Annotated in this window: 19 protein-coding genes; 17 read left to right on the top strand and 2 right to left on the bottom strand. The window is 71.7% G+C overall.

Going from position 1 to position 14389, the window contains the following annotated elements:
- Positions 1 to 3: 3 nt before the first annotated feature.
- Both ACIBEA_RS39745 and ACIBEA_RS39740 read right to left on the bottom strand, forming a co-directional pair.
- Positions 4 to 444, bottom strand: coding sequence for an SAM-dependent methyltransferase (locus ACIBEA_RS39745; RefSeq protein ID WP_399268577.1), 441 nt, complete (start codon positions 442 to 444; stop codon positions 4 to 6).
- A 117-nt stretch (positions 445 to 561) separates the two neighbouring features.
- Positions 562 to 1944 (bottom strand): Tat pathway signal protein, encoded by a 1383-nt coding sequence (locus ACIBEA_RS39740; protein ID WP_399268504.1) that lies wholly within the window; start codon positions 1942 to 1944, stop codon positions 562 to 564.
- A 223-nt stretch (positions 1945 to 2167) separates the two neighbouring features.
- On the opposite strand from ACIBEA_RS39740, the gene ACIBEA_RS39735 reads away from it, so the two are divergent.
- The 17 genes from ACIBEA_RS39735 to ACIBEA_RS39655 all read left to right on the top strand — a co-directional run bounded on the left by ACIBEA_RS39735 (position 2168) and on the right by ACIBEA_RS39655 (position 14355).
- Entirely contained in the window at positions 2168 to 2362 is a 195-nt protein-coding gene (locus ACIBEA_RS39735) for a DUF5999 family protein (protein WP_399268502.1), read from the top strand.
- A gap of 59 nt (positions 2363 to 2421) precedes the next feature.
- Complete coding sequence (locus ACIBEA_RS39730; RefSeq protein ID WP_399268500.1) at positions 2422 to 2940, top strand: ATP-binding protein; 519 nt, start codon at positions 2422 to 2424, stop codon at positions 2938 to 2940.
- Between the two features lie 12 nt (positions 2941 to 2952).
- A complete protein-coding gene (locus ACIBEA_RS39725; RefSeq protein WP_399268498.1) occupies positions 2953 to 3483 on the top strand; it encodes a hypothetical protein in 531 nt (176 codons plus the stop codon).
- A gap of 190 nt (positions 3484 to 3673) precedes the next feature.
- The gene (locus tag ACIBEA_RS39720; protein WP_399268496.1) at positions 3674 to 3979 is read left to right on the top strand and encodes a helix-turn-helix domain-containing protein; all 306 of its coding nucleotides are present in this window, start codon (positions 3674 to 3676) and stop codon (positions 3977 to 3979) included.
- On the top strand, positions 3976 to 4893 hold the full coding sequence (locus tag ACIBEA_RS39715; RefSeq protein ID WP_399268494.1) for an SAM-dependent methyltransferase: 918 nt from the start codon (positions 3976 to 3978) through the stop codon (positions 4891 to 4893). The genes ACIBEA_RS39720 and ACIBEA_RS39715 overlap by 4 nt, the downstream gene beginning before the upstream one ends.
- Before the next feature lie 206 nt (positions 4894 to 5099).
- On the top strand, positions 5100 to 5420 hold the full coding sequence (locus ACIBEA_RS39710; RefSeq protein ID WP_399268492.1) for a hypothetical protein: 321 nt from the start codon (positions 5100 to 5102) through the stop codon (positions 5418 to 5420).
- Positions 5417 to 6190, top strand: coding sequence for a hypothetical protein (locus ACIBEA_RS39705; protein WP_399268491.1), 774 nt, complete (start codon positions 5417 to 5419; stop codon positions 6188 to 6190). Before ACIBEA_RS39710 ends, ACIBEA_RS39705 begins: the two co-directional genes overlap by 4 nt.
- A complete protein-coding gene (locus ACIBEA_RS39700; protein WP_399268489.1) occupies positions 6187 to 7149 on the top strand; it encodes a hypothetical protein in 963 nt (320 codons plus the stop codon). The genes ACIBEA_RS39705 and ACIBEA_RS39700 overlap by 4 nt, the downstream gene beginning before the upstream one ends.
- Before the next feature lie 14 nt (positions 7150 to 7163).
- Positions 7164 to 7940 (top strand): SAM-dependent methyltransferase, encoded by a 777-nt coding sequence (locus ACIBEA_RS39695; RefSeq protein WP_399268487.1) that lies wholly within the window; start codon positions 7164 to 7166, stop codon positions 7938 to 7940.
- A gap of 269 nt (positions 7941 to 8209) precedes the next feature.
- The gene (locus ACIBEA_RS39690; RefSeq protein WP_399268485.1) at positions 8210 to 8554 is read left to right on the top strand and encodes a hypothetical protein; all 345 of its coding nucleotides are present in this window, start codon (positions 8210 to 8212) and stop codon (positions 8552 to 8554) included.
- The gene (locus ACIBEA_RS39685) at positions 8548 to 9618 is read left to right on the top strand and encodes a hypothetical protein (protein ID WP_399268483.1); all 1071 of its coding nucleotides are present in this window, start codon (positions 8548 to 8550) and stop codon (positions 9616 to 9618) included. The genes ACIBEA_RS39690 and ACIBEA_RS39685 overlap by 7 nt, the downstream gene beginning before the upstream one ends.
- On the top strand, positions 9615 to 9995 hold the full coding sequence (locus ACIBEA_RS39680) for a helix-turn-helix domain-containing protein (RefSeq protein ID WP_399268481.1): 381 nt from the start codon (positions 9615 to 9617) through the stop codon (positions 9993 to 9995). Before ACIBEA_RS39685 ends, ACIBEA_RS39680 begins: the two co-directional genes overlap by 4 nt.
- A gap of 222 nt (positions 9996 to 10217) precedes the next feature.
- The gene (locus ACIBEA_RS39675) at positions 10218 to 10568 is read left to right on the top strand and encodes a hypothetical protein (protein WP_399268479.1); all 351 of its coding nucleotides are present in this window, start codon (positions 10218 to 10220) and stop codon (positions 10566 to 10568) included.
- A complete protein-coding gene (locus ACIBEA_RS39670) occupies positions 10565 to 11128 on the top strand; it encodes a hypothetical protein (RefSeq protein WP_399268477.1) in 564 nt (187 codons plus the stop codon). Before ACIBEA_RS39675 ends, ACIBEA_RS39670 begins: the two co-directional genes overlap by 4 nt.
- Complete coding sequence (locus ACIBEA_RS39665) at positions 11125 to 12114, top strand: hypothetical protein (protein ID WP_399268475.1); 990 nt, start codon at positions 11125 to 11127, stop codon at positions 12112 to 12114. The genes ACIBEA_RS39670 and ACIBEA_RS39665 overlap by 4 nt, the downstream gene beginning before the upstream one ends.
- A gap of 47 nt (positions 12115 to 12161) precedes the next feature.
- A complete protein-coding gene (locus ACIBEA_RS39660) occupies positions 12162 to 13484 on the top strand; it encodes an MFS transporter (protein ID WP_399268473.1) in 1323 nt (440 codons plus the stop codon).
- On the top strand, positions 13477 to 14355 hold the full coding sequence (locus tag ACIBEA_RS39655) for a GNAT family N-acetyltransferase (protein WP_399268471.1): 879 nt from the start codon (positions 13477 to 13479) through the stop codon (positions 14353 to 14355). Before ACIBEA_RS39660 ends, ACIBEA_RS39655 begins: the two co-directional genes overlap by 8 nt.
- Positions 14356 to 14389 lie beyond the last annotated feature (34 nt).

Raw genomic sequence — 14389 nt, 5'->3', positions numbered from 1 at the left:
ATCTCAGACCATGCGGTCAACGGCCGGAGCCCAGTAGGTCGGGTCCAGCATTTCGCCCGGCCAGGCCGGCTGAGTAACTGGCCCTCGCGGCCCCATCTGTTCGAAGTAGGGCGCGATGTCGTACACGGGCGTGCCCTCGACAGCGTCCAGGTCGGTTACGTGCAGGTCGCGGCCGACGACCTTGAGCAGGCGAGGGTAGGACGTCGCGAGCTGGTTGGGCCGGCGGTGGTTGCGATGTACGAAAGTCCCGGTCGCCGGCCAGCGGGAGTCACCGCGCGGGCTGCGGGCATGGAGCTGAACATCGGCTGGCGAAGCCTTGTTGAAGTGCCAGAGGACGGTGAGGTGGGAGAACTCCTCGATGCCCTGCAGCGTCTCCAGCGGGAAGGCTTCGTCGAGGCGGATGACCGATTCGACTCCGCCCTGGTAGTCGTCGGCGACGGTCATGTGGCCGCCGACGACGGTGGCGATCTGTGTGATGGTCAGGGTGGCGGGCACGCGGGCTCCCCATCTCCCCTGCGGCTTCATGTGAGTTGGCCGCAGGTGCTTGGCGCTATGGCCGGGTCAGCCTACTTGGCGCAGTTCGGTACGGGCCCGCTGGTCGAGGTCGGCGGCGATACTGCCGCCCCGGCCCCGGAGTGGAGACAGCGCGCTGCGCATTCGGATGACGGTGTCCCTGGTGCGGGCGGACTGGATGCCGGCCATGGTGTCCAGGGCGCGGGTCCAGGTGGCGCAGGCCGCGTCGAGGTGGCCTTGGCGGGCTTGGACTTCTCCGAGGTAGCCGAGTGTCACGGCGTGGGTGCGGGCGTAGGGGAGGGCCCGGGTGCGGACGCTGTGCTCGAATGCGGCTTCGGCGCCTTTGAGGTCTCCGAGGTCGCGCAAGGTGCAGGCGGTTTCGTGGGCGAGGGAGGCTTCGGCGAAGAACGAGACCCGCTCCGGCTCCTCGGTGTGGTTGCCGGCCGAGGCGAGGTCGGTATCCGCACGGGTCAGGGCGGCCAGGGCCTGCGTGCGCTGGCCGGTGGCGGCGAGGGCGCGGGCGTGGACAACGCTGAGCAGGGACCGTTCCCGCGGTGTGGCTCGCGCGTACCGGGCACCGGCGAGGGAGCCTTCGGCGAGGGCGAGGGCGCGCTGGGGGTGGTGGAGGTCGACGGCTTGGTGGGCGGCTGCGCGCAGGATGTGGCCGGCCAGGGGCGGGTTGTCGGCTTCGGCGGCGAGGCGGAGTGCGAACTCGAAGGAGCGTTGGGCGGTGGTGTGGTCGCCGGAGTCGAAGGCGGTCCAGCCCGCGAGGTAGACGAGTTCGGCCGTCGCGGAGACGAGTTCGCGGCGTACGGCTCCGGTGGGGAAGCGGCCGGCCATGTAGGCGGCGACGTCGGTGCGGAGGTAGGCGGTGAGCGCGGTGCGTCCGGCTCGGCCGCCCAGGCGCTGGTCCTGCCTGGAGTAGTACCGCATCGCCTCCCGGACGGCGCTCACGTGGCCTTGGGTGACCGTGAGGCGGGACAGGGAGGTCCGGGCCTTGGCGGCCTCGCGGGTATGCTCCCACCAGCTTCCGCCCGGCAGGGCAGCCCCGGCCGCCGAGTATGCGGAGGCCGCCAGGACCCCACGCCGGTTCATGCTCATGTCTCCCCCGAAGTCGGCCAGCTCGCTGATGCTGTCGACGCTCCAGCCGGGGCGGGGCTCCGTGGCCGGGGCCAGTGGGGCGAGCCCGATCTGTCCCAGGGTGACGGGGCGCCGGAGTCGGCGGGAGAGCGTCTCGCACAAGATATGGGCTGCCCGCCCCTCCGGATGCGTCCCGCCGACCCACATCGAGATGTGCGACCTGCTCACCGCCATCAGCTCGGTCGCGTGGTTCTCGGTGGCCACCCGCACCAAGGCGGCGGCAACCTGCGGCTGCGACCAGCCGGTTTCCGCGATGACCCCCGCCAGCAGGGCGTTGCGTGTGCGCGCCATGGTCTGTCCCCTGGTCCGAAATGATCTTTGGCGGGTTTGGCGGGGTTCACCGTCACTACGGCATTCCCGTCAGCATCCCCTCGCGGTTTGATCGCTGTCCCGACGGTATTCCTCCGGCTGCCAATGCGCTTGGGAATCCCCCCATTTCACCCTGCGACGGCCACCGAGCGCCGTTGCTTTCCCGGATCCCGGTCGGCGCCTCGAAGCGAAAGGACCCCTGGATATGGAGTGCAAGCACAAGCCGGCCTATCCGGCCGCGGAGGCCGACGGCCACGTCGCCGCGCGCCTGATGACCAGCCGTGTGGAACAGGGGTGGCTGCTGTGCGACGACGTGGTCGTCTTCGAGGACGGTGGTGAGCTCCGGCCCGACGGCCGGTGCACCGGCGCACGCCGGCCGATCGTGACGGTGACGTCGTGAACGTCCGGTCCAGCGAGGCTCAGGCCCGCTCGGTGCGGGCGAACGATTGTGGGGAAGCGATGTCCGAGACCACGAACATGCCGGAACCCGACTCCGCGGGGGATGCCGTACCCGCTTTGGAGCCGGGGACTGTCGCCTTGCTGTGGGCGATGGACCGCGACCCGCTGGCCCAGTCCGCGTCCTCTCGGCTGCCGCAGACCGCTCAGTCCGTCGGCTTGGCACGGAGGTTCGTTACCGAGCTCCTCACGCAGTGGGAGTGCAGCGAAGACATCAAGGAGCGCGCCTGTTTGGCCGTCAGCGAGCTGACGACGAACGCTGTGGTTCACGCGCCCTCGTCCGACGGATGTCCAGGTGAGGTCCTTGTCGGGCTCAGCTTCGCCCCGAACGTCGCTCTGGTCGTCTACGTCGCCGATCGCAGCAGCACCACGCTTCCCCTGCCGCGGATCGTCGGTCCGGGGTCGGAGCACGGACGCGGCCTGAGCATCGTGACCGAGGTCGCAGACGGCTGGGGCTACTGGCCCAGGTCCGACGGCACCGGCAAGCACGTTGCCGCCCATTTCGCCCTGACCGCCGCGTAGAGACGCCAGACCATGACCTCGAAGGACGCCATGACCATCCCCGTCGCCGCGCTTGCCCGGCGCAGCCTCAGCGATCCCGCCCACGTCCTGCTGCTGAAGTGCGCCTACGGGCACCATCTTGTCGGGCAGCGGGTTCCGGGCGTGGTGGACTTGGCCGCGACGCTCCGCTTACCGCACGAGGCTGCTGAAGTCGCACTCGCGGAGCTCACCTCGTGCGGGGTCCTGGTGCGCGGGCGGGACGGAACCTACGCGGTGCGGCCCCAGCGTGACTGGCGGACTCGGGTGTTCAGGCCCACGCCGGGTGCCCGCGCGGTCCTGATCCGCCTGATCGCCGAGCTGGAGGCCGCGCAGTCGCCGCCCGGCACTGAGCTGCTCTCGGACCGGCGTCTGGCCGCCGCGTACTCGGTCCATGAACACGATGTGCGCTGGGCTTTGCGGCTGCTGGCGATGCGCGACGTCATTGCTCTGCCGCCGCGCCGGCCCCCGACCGTCATTCGCCGCCTTCCCGTCCGCCGCGTCATCACGAACCTGTCGGGCCCGTGACCGGCGCACCGGCACTCGCGTGGCTGGCCGCCACCAGCACGCTCGCCCGGCGTCTCAGCCCGCTGCTGCGCTCCGGCATGCCGCCAGAGGTGCAGCGAGCCGCGCCGATGGCCCGGCTCCAGGCCCTCGAAGACGCCCGCGCGTACACCGCTGGACGCCGACCCCAAACCGCTAGGAAGGAAGAACTCTGATGGCAGTGACCTCCGGCACCGCCGCGCGACACCCGGACGCGCTGAAGCCGGTGAACCTTCGCGGCCTCACCGGCGAGGAACGCCTCGCCTTCGACACCCGGGTCGTCAACACGTACACCACGGGCGGGAAGTCGATCCGTGCGATCGCCGAGGCCACCGACTGCTCGTACGGCGCCATCCACACGATCATCACCAGCGCCGGCGTGCCCAAGCGCCCCAGGGGCAGCCACCCGCGGCATCCGTCATCAGACCTGACCGCCACCGACCGGGTCGAGGCAACGACTGTGAAGGGGGAGGGACGGTGAACCTCATCGAAGAGGGTTTCGCCGTGGGCATCCCCGCCCCGGGCGAGGACCACTTCCGCACGGCGCAGCCCGCGCGGATCGGCAACGTCTGGGCGCGGGGCAAGGACTACTTCGAGGCGGACCGTGTCGTGGCCGCCGCGGTTCTCGCGGCAGTCCCCCACCAGCAGGTGGTGGCCGACATCACCCGGGAGCACGGGGCCCTGAGCGTGCGCGCGCTAGCCCAGGCCGGGCACGACCAGTTCCTCGACCTCGGCTGCGGCTTCCCGCCGGCCCGACGCGACGAGCTCCCCGGCATCCTGGGTTTGAGCACCCACGAGATCGTCCACGAGCTCCAGCCGCAGGCCCGCATCGTATATGTCGACTTCGACTACCACGTCATCGCGCATGCCCGTGTCCTGTACTCCGGGCTGACCGTGGGCCCGGACCCCGTGGCCGTTCTGGCCGACATCACCCGCGTGCCCGCCCTTCTCGAACGGTTGGCCGAGCGGGGGGTCGTTGACTTCGAACGGCCGGTCGCGGTGCTCCTTCACGATGTCCTGCCGTGGATCGGTGACCGGCCCGTCCGCGCCCTCATGGCCGACCTCCGGGCGCTCCTCCCGGCCGGCAGCGCGCTCTCGGTCAGCCACGCAATCACCCAGCACCCTTCTGGGCAACGCCGCTCCGTCCAGGCCGTGTACCGGGCGCACAAGATCACCTACCGGCCGCGCACCGTGAAAGCGGTACGGGGCCTCTTCGGAGGGTGGGCGGACCTGAAGGGCGCGGCCCGGGTGTGCCTGGTCCCGGCCGCCCGCTACCACCCAGCCCATAGCCGTACCGGCCAGCTGGCGGGATTGCGGGCAGCGTACGCCGGCATCGCCGTCAAGCCCCCGCGGCTCGACCGCTTCCGCACCACCGTGAAGGGATCCCCGGCGTGAACCCGCCATCCACGACCGCTCCTCGAACCGGGCCAAGCGGGTCTCCGCCCGCCGTGGTAGAGCACCGTCCGGCGTCCGGGGCCGGCCTTCGCTCCCGTGGCTTTGGCCCGTTCCGTGCTCCGCGCGAGCAGGACCTCCACACGGCGGCCGCCATACGGCTGCGAACGGTGCGGCAGCTCCGCGTTCCCTCAAGGACGTCCGGCAGCGTGCCCAGGGTCATCCCCTACGCGCTCCTGCGCCCTGGACAGGGTGCGGCGGGGCAGCTGGCGGAGCTTCGGGGTCTTGCCGCGCAGCGGCAGTGGACACTGCTCTCCCCGGAAACCGACGACACCGGCGAGGGCAGCCCGGCACTGCGGCCCGGGCTCGCCCGCGTCCTGAAAGCGCTCGCGCAGGAGCGGGCCGATGGTGTCCTTGCCGTGAGCCGGATCGCGTTCAGCCCCTACGACGACGAGTACGAGTGTGTACTGGACCAGGTCCATCGCACGCCGGGATTTCTCGCGCTGGTCCGGGCGGAGACCTCCCTGTGAAGACCACCGTCCTCTCCGCCGCCGCATCCGGAGGCCAGGTCATCGCGGCCCACAGCCCTTCCCGGGTCCGCAGAGCCCCGCAGCCGTTCCCGCACTCGGAGGCCGGGTACGGGCCGACGAGAGCTGAGCGCGACTTACTCGACCGTGTCCTGACGGGGCTGCGCAGCATCGAAATCCCCGGTGAGGAGCCCCGTCGGGCGCAGCGGGTCGAGGAACTCCGAGACCGCCTGGCGCAAAGCATCGGTTGGCTGTGCGCGCTGCCGCAGACCCAGGCCACGGGTGTACTCATCGAGCTGGCGTCGCGGTGGATGGGGGCTGAGCCCCGGAACCGTGCCCATCCGTCCGACCGGTTCATCGGTGTCCTGGGCGGTGTATCGGACCAGATCGTCGGCTACCTCAACGCCCACGCGGCCGCGGCTGTCTACGCAGCCGTCCCGGCCAGTGCCGACCACGCGGAGGTTCTGGGAAGTCTTGAGTGTTCGGCCGGCCGGTTCTGCGGCCGGGTCACGCACTGGCTGCACGACGTGGAGCTCCTTCCGCTGCAGGACCGCCCCGGCCTGTGGGCCGTCCGCCAGCTTGTCGAGAGCCGGGACATCCAGGTTCTGATCGTGCCCGGCCTGGACCATCTGATGTCCGCCGGACCGCACGAAGCCGCCGGCCCGTGGTCCGTTGCGGGGTTCTGCGAGTTCCTCAACGTCTACGGGGTCCGCCTGATCGCGGCGGACCACGACGGCGTCCTCACCCCGTCCGCCTGGGAGGAGACCCGGTGAACGCCCTCCACAGCAGCATGTCGGCAAGCGACCTGGCCCGGGCGCTGTGCCCGGCCGGCACCGAAGCCTCGGCAGGAGCCGGGCCGGGGACGTCCGCTCTCATCGGCACACCCCAGTGGCCGTTTATTTCCAGCCGCTCCACCGAACTGGCCTTGCCAGCCCCCCTGATCGTCCGCCCTGACCTCCTGTGCATCGGCGACGGCGTCGTCGGCCTCGGCTATGCGGACGAGCGGCCGGAGGACCGGGATCGTGACGGCGGCCTGTGGGCACGGGTCGCGACCGACCTCACGGGCGGCGGAGTCGTGGAGAACGCGCTGCCGCACCCCTACCGTCACCGGCACCTGATGGGCGAACGCCTGTGCCAGGTCTGCGCCCAGGGCCCCGCACGAAACGACGACGGCGCCTACCTGTTCGTCGTCCCCAGCGGCCCCCTCGACCTGACGACCGCACCGGCGAACTGGGGGGAAGGCTTCCTCGAGCCGAATCCTCCGGTGTGTCTGGCCGACGCGGCCGCTTCGGCCACGGGCTGTCCCAGCCTCGGGCTCGCCACCGCCGTGTGGGTGCGGTACCCGACCCTCTACGGGGTCCGGGGCATGAGCTACCGGCCGCGAGGCGGCGTCCTGGAGGAGGCGGGCCGCCGTCTCGCCCGGTACGAGACGAACGCACTGGCGTGGGTGGTGGCCCAGCAGATGTACCGGCGCCTGAAGGGCGTCACCGTCGACCTGGAACTGACCGCGAACCTGCGATCCCTCCACGCTGCGGCCTGGCCCGCCCGCAGCAACCGGCCCGCCCGGGCCGCGACCGCCTGCCCGATCTCAGCATCCTTGGCCGCGGGCACTATGGCGGGCTCCGTTGCCGTACTCCCCGACACGAGATCCCGCAGCAGGTCAAACCAGGGCACGAACACTTTGGCCGCCGGCATGCGGACGGACGGCGACGGCGGGGTGCTTCGGCCGTGACGACTATCCGAAGGATGTCCGCCCATCACCTGACTCCGAGCGTCGCCCGGGTCCAGGACTATCTCGACGGCGGCACCGACAACTACCGCGCCGACCGTGCTCTGGCCGACGAGCTCCTGGCCGCCGCCCGCTGGCTGCCGGACAGTGTGCGCATCAACCGCGCCCACGGCCCCAGGATCATGGACGTCCTCACCCGCGAGCACGCCATCGACCAGATCCTCGACCTGGGATGCGGCCTGCCGCACCGCGACAATCGGCAGCTCCCGGACGCGGTACGCCGCATCGTCTACGTCGACAGCGATCCGATCGTGGTCGGCCACGCCAACCTGATCCTGGCCGAGCGCCACGGCACCAGCCACCTGAACGCAGATCTCACCGACATGGGCAACCTCCTGGCCGCGCCTGCCGTCGCCCGGCTCGACCACGGCCGCCCCATCGGGGTGCTCCTGCACGACGTCCTGCCGTGGCTCAGCGACCAGGCGAGCAGCACCGCCCTGGCGGCGCTGCGGGACTGGCTGCCTGCGGGCTCCGTGCTCTCCCTCACCCACGCCACCGGCGACTGCGCCCACAAGCGGCAGATGGCGGAGCTGGTCGACATCTACGAACGGGCCGGCATCGCTTTCCGGCCCCGCACCGCCGACCAGATCCACACCCTCCTGAACCGGTGGGCCCTGCCCGGCGGGGCGCAGCTGGTGACCACCGCCGAGTGGCGCAGCCCCAGTACGTACGAGCGCCTGGACGCCTCCCACGCCTACGCCGCCATCGCCCTGCCCTGGGGGTACATCCGATGACCACATCGCATCTGCGCGGTCAGGCAGCGGGGCAACCAGCCGCCCTGCAGGTCCACGGTTGCGGCAGCATGACCTGGCCGGATCCCTCCGCCCGTGCCACGCCGTCACCGGTCCGGCACGTACCGGGCGTGGGCGAGGGCGGATTCTCGCCGGGTACACGGTGGCTCGCCACGCTGGCGGGATTCTCCCGGCTCACCGCGAGCCGGAATCCGTGGTCCCGGAGCCCCCTGGCCGGCATTCCGCTCGGCCGTGGCCTCGCTGTAGTGCACGTGCCCTCGACTACAGCGGCCGAGGCCACCTCCGTCCTCACCCGCTGGGACGTTCCGGGTTCCCCGCTCCTGGACGCGGGACACTTCTCGGCCTTCCTGGTCCTTCCCTCCATGGCGGACGGCCGGGACATCCCCGGCGGAGTGCTCCTCACCGGCGTGGCGGGAGAAGTGGTGCGCTGCCCCCGCCCCGACCATGCGGCGGGAGGCACCCGGCTGTGGACGGTGGCGCCTGACGGCTCCGCGCACCTGCTCGACCCGTGGACGCTCGCCGACGCCCTGCACGCGGTGCGGGTCATGCGCTCGGACGGTCCCGACTCCCTGACCAGCGGGGAGGCTTCGTGCTGACCGACAGGCCGGCCGCCCACAGCCAGACCACGGCCCCGTACCGAGTTGAGCAGGCCCGCCCTCGCCACACGAGCGGCCTGCAGGACCTGATCGCGGCGCACTACCGCGTGTGCCCGGCCGGGGAGTGGTGCCGGCAGGCCGAGGCCCTGGAGAGTGCTGCGGCCCTGGATCCCGGCGGGGACGGCGTATGGGTGATGACGGACGCGGCCAGCGGGCGGGCAACCGCGGCCGCCGTGCTCGAAGCCGGGCTCTTGGGCAGCGGCGTCGGTGTCCTGCACGTGCGGCACCTGATCGCCGACCCGGACCAGGCCAGCGACCGCCCCGTTGAGCTGCTGTCCGCGTGGTGCACGCGCCGGGCAGCGCAACGGCCCGCGTCCATCCGCGAGGTCCACTTCCACTCCCAGTGCCCGCTCGCCCTGCGCACAAGGCCCAGCCGGGCGGTACTCACCAGCGAGCACGTCGTCATCGACGGCTATGACCGGCGGATCGACGTACGGCCCCCGGCCCTGCTGCCGTCGCTGCCGGAACTCGTTGCGAGTCGCCCGGACACCGACACCGCGGACCCGTACGAGGTGTCCGCCCTGCACCGCACCGACCACGCCGCACTGGTCCACTGCCTGGAGGAAGCCGGGACCGGCGGCCGCGCGCAGGACTATCCCCTCAACGGCGGCCGTCGCCCGGTCAAGGGCCGCAAGATCATGGGGTACGGGGCGCTCGTCGCCGTCTTCGCTCTCTCCTCGACGCCGCCGACGCTCGGTTCGACCCGTGCACGGCCCGCCGGTCTCCCGCCGGTCCTCTCTCTGGAACGCCTGCTCCTCCTGGACGCTGGCCTCCATCTGGACTTCACCGTGTGGCTGACCGGTTGGATCACCCGCGAGGCACGGCGATCCGGCCTGTCCCTCGGATGCGTGACGACCACCGACGGACACCTCGCCAGGCAACTGACGCTCCTGGACTGGCACGTTGTCCGAATCCGGTGCGAGGCAGGTGGCCTCACCCGGCAGCTCGAGCTACGAGTCAGCCCGCCCGACCGTCATCAGGCACTGTCCGAGGAACTCCGGTGAAGGCCACATCCATCGAAGTCCGGGACAGGGACCGGCCCAGAGCGACGGTGCGCCGGCTGTCCGACACACAGGATGCGCGCCAGGAGCCCGTCACGCCTGCCCGCGCTGGCCGATCGTCAGCGGACCGCTCCGCCCGCCAGTCCTCCGTCGCAACGCCCGCTCTGAAACCACGGCCGAAGGGCAAGCACCTGACCGGCGTTGACCGGAGGGAGTTCATCCGGGAGATCACGGCGGCCTACACCCAGGGCGCGAAGACGATCCAGCAGATCGCGGACGCAACCGGCCGCTCCCACTCCTCCATCCACCGGTACCTGGTCAAGGCCGGCATCGCCATGCGTGGCCGTGGCAGCCCAAAGAAGTCGCGAGGAGCCCGATGAACAACATCCCCGGCACTCCCTCCACGCCCCGTACTGGTGCCGGTCGCTGCGCCAGTTCCCCCGTACCTGACGCGCCTCATCCGCGAAGGCCGCCTCCAGAGCCGTCCCCTCGACCCGGTGGGCCCCGGCTTCCACGTCCGCGGGAGCCCCGCCCTGACGGCTGACAGGCAACGGCCATCCCGTCCCCGCTTCCCGCGACACTGAACTTAAGGAGTTTTCCGCATGTCGCACGTACGGCGTAGTCCGGCCGAAGTGCAGGCGGTGAAGGACGCTGTCCTCGCCGCCCGAGCCACGGTCATCAAGGACTACCAGGGCGGCGAAAGCCTCGCGCAACTTGCCCGCCGCCACCAGGTCGCCCGGAAATGGCTCCGCGAGCAGCTCGTAGAGTGGGAGATCGCCCTGCGTGACCGCTCCGCAGCCTGCAAAGCACAGGGGGCCAGCGGCCCCCGCCCGTCGCTCTCCCCCGGCGCCGGGCGGGGAATCGGCGCCCGGTCCGGCCACGGCTCGGTGTCGGAGAAGAACCGGGCCTCCCGCGTGGGCACCTTGATCGCGTCGGCCGGGAGTGTGTCGTGACTACGCCCACAGCGCCCGCGCCGCAGGCGAGTGCAGACGTCGGCCAGTTCACCGAGACCTCCCTCGCGGTGTTGCGGCTGCTGGGTGAAGGACACACGGTCGACAAGGCCGCCCGGATCCTCGGCATCCGCCACGCCCAGGCTTCCAACGTCCTGTCGGAGGCCTACAAGCGCACCTTCGGCGCTCCCCTGGGCAAGGGCTACGCCTCGGTCCGCACCCAGTTCCTGAAGCTCCTGGACTACGCGTACTCCAGTGGGGCCCTGACGCCCACCCCGGTCACTGCCGTGGACTTGGGCGACCTGCCACGGGAGATCCTTCGCCTCGTCGTGGACGGCCGCACCGCGCAAGAGATCGCCGAGCTCCTGGACCGGGGCGAGGCGGAGGTACGAGCGGGGACCCGACGCCTTCGCGTGGCAGCCGGCATGGACCCGAACGAGTCGTGGAACCGGATAGTGAACTGGGGCCACGGCTCCGGCAACTTGACCGCGTCCGCCGGTGTGTCGGCGGACACGGCGGCCGCCGCGTCCCGTCCCACGTCGGGTACGGAGGGCCCGCGATGATCACACCGCACATCCAGATGCACGCCCCAGACAGGAACCCGAGCCCCGGCAGCGCCCGAACCGGTGACGTCACCCCCGCGGATGCAGAGCCTGGGTCTGAGGCGCCGTGGCGCGAGTTCGCGAACTTCTTCACCTACCTCCGGCAGATAGGGGGGCTCCTCGCGCAGGTGGGGATTTCCTCGCCTGCGGAACAGGCCGAGGTTGACTCGATCGCAGCCACCCTTCGTGCCGCGATCGGCTATCTCCTCTACACCAGGACCCAGCCCCTCACGGTCCCCCAAGTCACCGACGACCTCGGCACGCCGCCGCATCTGACCTCGCACGCCCTGGAAGCCCTTCACGAGGAAGGGGCCCTGGTCCGCACGGGCGGCCTGTTCTGGGTACGGGACGACGGCGGGCAACTGCCCACGGTACGTGACTGGGTCCTGATGCGGCTGCGTGCGCAGCTCGCCGGCGGTGTCCATCCCCCGGGCCGGAAGATTTCCGAGGACGCCCTCGCGGCCGCCCTGGGCATCGGGAAGTACGAGGTGGCCGAGTGCCTCTCGGTTTTGAAGCGGGAGCAGGTGGTACGGGGTAGCGCGTGGGCGTGGTTTCCCAGGGTTCGCCCCGTAGGCCTGGCCGCCGCGCCACGGTTGCCGCTGCCTGTGCCGCCGCCGGCCCCGTACTCCCGTACGGAGGTCCTCGAGGCGGTCGCGCCGCTGGGCCACGGCTTCTACCACACGTCGGTCGCTGTGCGGCCGGGCAGCGGGTCCTGGCACCGTGCCCGGGCGTTGGCCGCGCAGGTCGTCGCGGAGCTGCCCGCCGCCGAGAACGAGCCGCAGGAGTTTGCCTTTGGGATGCTCAGGGAGATCGCCGGCGCGCTTGCACCGCATGAGCCGTCGGCCAGGGCCTGGCACACCGCGTGTGTGGCCGAGGCGATCCGGACGGCCCTTGTCCTTCTTCCGCCCGCGGCCCTGCCGGCTGATCCGTCCGGGGACCGGGCATGAGCGGCCGAACGAGCATGTCCCGCTCACGCTCCGACGGTGGGGAGCCGGTGACCGGCACGCGCGCCGAGACCCCGGGGGGTGGCGGGCCGGTCTGGCTCTCGTTGCGAGGCGACCGCGTGCTGGCGACGTATCTGGTGGGCGAGAGCACGAGCCTGATGGGGACGTCCCTGCACGCCGTTGGCCTCCCGGTGATCGCGATCCTTTACCTCCACGCCTCCGCGACCCAGGCCACGGTGCTATATCTGTTCGGGCAGGTCCCCAACTTGCTCTTCACCTTGCCAGCGGGGGCCCTTGCGGACCGGTATCCGGCGAAGCCGCTGCTGGTCGGCGCGGACCTGACGGCGGCCTGCCTGGTCGCGGTGATTCCCTTCGCGGCAGCGGCCGGTGTGCTGTCGATACCGGTGCTGGCCGGTGTGGCGCTGCTGCTGGGGACTGTTACGGTGCTGCGCCAGGCCGCCGCCTGCACAATCCTGCCGCAACTCGTCGCCCCGCCCCTGCTGCACCGGGCCACCTCCGTCCAGGAAGCGGCGAGCGGCGCCTCCTCGACCGGAGGGACTTTCCTGGGGACCGCGGTCATCGCCGCCACCGGCGCCGCCCACGCCATCACCCTGGACTGCGTCTCCTACCTGGTGTCGGCCTGGTGCACGAGCCGGATCCCCTCCCGCCCCCGCCCGCGCAAGGATCCGCACGGGAAGCTGAGCACCGAGGTGCGGGAGGGCGCTCTCTACGTGGCCCACCACCCGGTCCTTCGGCCGCTGGCGTTATGCCTGGGCGGCACGGGGGCCGGTGCGGGCATCATCTCCGCCGTCTCCAGCTGGTACTTGCTGAGCGTGGTGGAGACCGGGCCCACCGGCCTCGGCGTGATCATGGGCCTGTCCGGGGCCGGATACGTCGTCGGCGCCCTGGCCTCCCGCCCGCTCACCGACCGCCTGGGGCCCGGCCGGGTCCTGATCGCGAGCATGGCGCTCTACCCGCTGATGGAAGTGCCGCTCCTCCTGGCGGGCCGGGGCCCGTGGTGGGTGGCCGCGCTGGCCGTCGCCGCGGCCGTGCAGCTCGCGGCGGCCGCGTGCGCGACCGCGACCGTGCGGGTCGTCCGCCAGCAGCTGTGCCCGCCAGAGCTCCACGCCCGCACCCAGCAGACATCAACATGGCTCGTCGCCGGCAGCCGCCCCCTCGCGGCGCTCGCCGCAACCGCACTCGCCGCCACGGCCGGCGTCTGGACCACGCTCCTCACCGGCACGTTCGTCCTCGCCGGAACCGCTGTGGCCCTGTGGGCCTCACCGGTCCGCCACCTGACGGTCATGCCCGCGGACTCCAGCCCGGACACCCTGCCCTTCACCACCGGCCCCAAGGGGTACTCGCATGGATGACCGTGTACGCACACCCAGCCGCATCACCTTCGCCGGCGAACTTCAGGAGGAGCTGTGTGAGGAGCTCGCCGCCTTGGCCCAGCGGCGCATCGCCGGGTTCAGCGACGACCGCCCGGTCAACGTCGCGCTGGTGCGCTCCCGGCTGACGAACGCCCTGACGGGCACACCGCCCGTCCTTGCGGTAGCCCGCAAGGAGGGCCGGCTGATCGGCTGGTGCGGCGTGCGGCGTCCGGAGCCCGGCGAGGCGCGGGCGCGGCTGTGGGGGCCGGTGGTCGATCCGGCCGCCGGCGGGCGCGGGCTGGGGAGGCTGCTGCTCAACACCGTGGTGGGCGCGGTCCCGTGGCCGCTGGTGACCACCGACGTGCCCGCCGACCGCCCCGGCGCTGCCGGATTCTTCACCCGAGCGGGCTGGGAGGCCGGGGAGACCATCACGGTGATGCACACACCGCCCACCGACAGCGGCCTCGAAGCAGCTACTGCCGAAGGCGCGAGTGCGCTGGACGCCTTCGTCGCGGCGGCCGCCCGCCGTTACGCCGGTCACGAAGAGGGCTTCGCGATGGCCACCTTGGCGCGGTGGCGTGACGATGCCCGGTTCCGGGCCGGGAATCTGCTACTCGACCCCAAGACGGGATCGCTGCTGCTGGCCCTGGTCCAGCGCAACACGGCGGCCAGTGAGCTGCTGCTGGCCGAGGTGTGGGCCGATGCGCCCGATGTCCGGCGCCACCTGATCGGCGCCGCTATCACCCTGGCCGCCCGCCAGCAGGTGGCGGCGGTCCGCGCGGTGACCCGGCAGGACCCGGCGGACTTCGTCGCCTGCGGTATGGCCGTCACCGGCCGCTGCAACACCTTCACCCCACCCGGGCAGCGGTGACCCCGCCACGTCCGGACGTCCCCGACCCGACACC

The organism is Streptomyces sp. NPDC051555 (assembly GCF_044454405.1).
Lineage (GTDB): Bacteria > Actinomycetota > Actinomycetes > Streptomycetales > Streptomycetaceae > Streptomyces.
This window is presented reverse-complemented; position numbering and strand designations above follow the sequence as displayed.